This window comes from Lactobacillus sp., assembly GCF_051893255.1.
Classification (GTDB): Bacteria; Bacillota; Bacilli; order Lactobacillales; family Lactobacillaceae; genus Lactobacillus.
Map to the genome: position 1 here is coordinate 1 of NZ_JBJFHB010000063.1, position 1779 is coordinate 1779.

1 protein-coding gene and 1 pseudogene are annotated in these 1779 nt (G+C 55.4%); one reads left to right on the forward strand and one right to left on the reverse strand.

Features of this window, described 5'->3' with window-relative positions:
• Nucleotides 1-223: pseudogene (locus ACI4WN_RS05345) on the reverse strand (LCP family protein); the annotation flags it as partial.
• A 310-nt stretch (nucleotides 224-533) separates the two neighbouring features.
• Here ACI4WN_RS05345 and hflX point away from each other — a divergent pair.
• On the forward strand, nucleotides 534-1779 hold a 1246-nt coding region (gene hflX, locus ACI4WN_RS05350; RefSeq protein WP_439777289.1), incomplete at its 3' end, for a GTPase HflX.

Below are 1779 nucleotides of genomic sequence, written 5' to 3' on the forward strand. Positions count from 1 at the left end.
ACCGGTTCTTGTTAGACTTGGTTGCCTTAGAAACAGGTGTGTACATGGTCGTTGCCGCATCCCGGGCGTTCTTGTACATGTAGCCAGTAACCAATAAAATCACCACAACCAAAGCAAGCACAATCCCGCCAACCCAGCGCCAAATGTGACGCTTGTGGTGGCGGTGGTGATGGTGGTGATGGTGGTGATGATGGTGAACTGGTTGTTGTTCAGTTGTAGACATAACTACTTCTTTCTCTCCACTTTTTTAGATGATAAATTTGCTTTTGAAGTTAATACGACGATTAACTTCTTTAGTTTATCACATTTTATACATTAATTAATTATATAACGATATTATGTTGTAAGCAAAGTAGGAAAACGATTGCGTAACGTTTTTGTAATATTGGTTAATATATATATATATATATATTATGGGTTACGAATACCCACACTAGGGCGCGGGTGGGCCGGATTTTTGGCTTTCGGGCTTGGGGTAGAGTAGAATTTTAGTAAAGAAGCAAGGCAAAATTTTTTACCAGGGGGCACTATTTATGATTAACAATAATACGCAGCAAGTTAAGGCCTATTTAGCTGGGGTCAACTTGGATGATCCTGGCTTTGACTACTCGATGAGCGAATTGGCCGCATTGGCTGAGGCGAATAACTACGAGGTGGTCGGGCAAGCCAGCCAGAAGGCCGAGAACGTGGTGGCCAGCACCTACCTGGGCAAGGGAAAGGTGGCAGAGATCCGGGACCTGGCACAAGGCCTGGACGCCAAGGTTTTGATCGTCAACGATGAACTGACGCCGGTGCAGATCCGGAATCTGGAGCATATTACTAAGCTGCGGGTGATCGACCGGACGGAATTGATTTTGGAGATTTTTTCAAGCCGGGCCCGGACCCGGCAGGCTAAGCTGCAGGTGGAGCTGGCGCGGCTAGAGTACGAATTGCCGCGGCTCCACCCTTCTGAAAATAGTCTCGACCAGCAGCGCGGGAATGGCGGGGCAGCCGGGGGCGGCGGCTTTGCCAACCGCGGGGCCGGGGAAAGCAAGCTGGAACTGAACCGGCGGACCATCGGCAAGCAGATCTCGGCAATTAAGCGGGAGCTGCGGGAGGTGGCCGACCAGGAGGCGGTGAAGGCCGCCCGGCGGAAGGCCAGCTCGGTGCCGAAGGTGGCCCTGGTGGGGTACACCAACGCGGGCAAGTCGACGACCATGAACGGGCTGCTGCGGGAGTTTGGTGGCGGTGCCGCGCGGAGCCGCGATGGTGCTCGTGAGCGTAGCAAGGAGGTCCTGGCCAAGGACATGCTGTTTGCGACGCTGGACACGTCGGTGCGGCGGATCGACCTAGGGGATGGGATTACTTTTATCCTATCGGATACGGTCGGCTTCGTGTCCAAGCTCCCCCACAAGCTGGTTGATTCCTTTAAGGCGACCCTGCAGGAGGCCAAGGACGCCGACCTCCTGATCAACGTGGTGGACGCGTCGGACCCCAACATGAACCAGATGATCAAGACGACGCTGGCGGTGCTGGACGAGATCGGGATCACGGGGCGGCCAATGATCACGGCCTACAACAAGGCGGATTTGACCGGGCGTGCCTACCCGCAGGTGGAAGGCGGCGACTTGCTGTATAGCGCCGAGGACCCGGCGTCGATCAAGGCGCTGGCGGGGTTGATCACCCGCCGGCTTTTTAGCGGGTACGGCGAGGTGGCGCTGGTGCTGCCGCTGGCTGAGGCCGGGCGATCGCTGGCGTATTTGCACGCGCGGAGCAAGGTGGTTAGCGAGCGGTATTCAG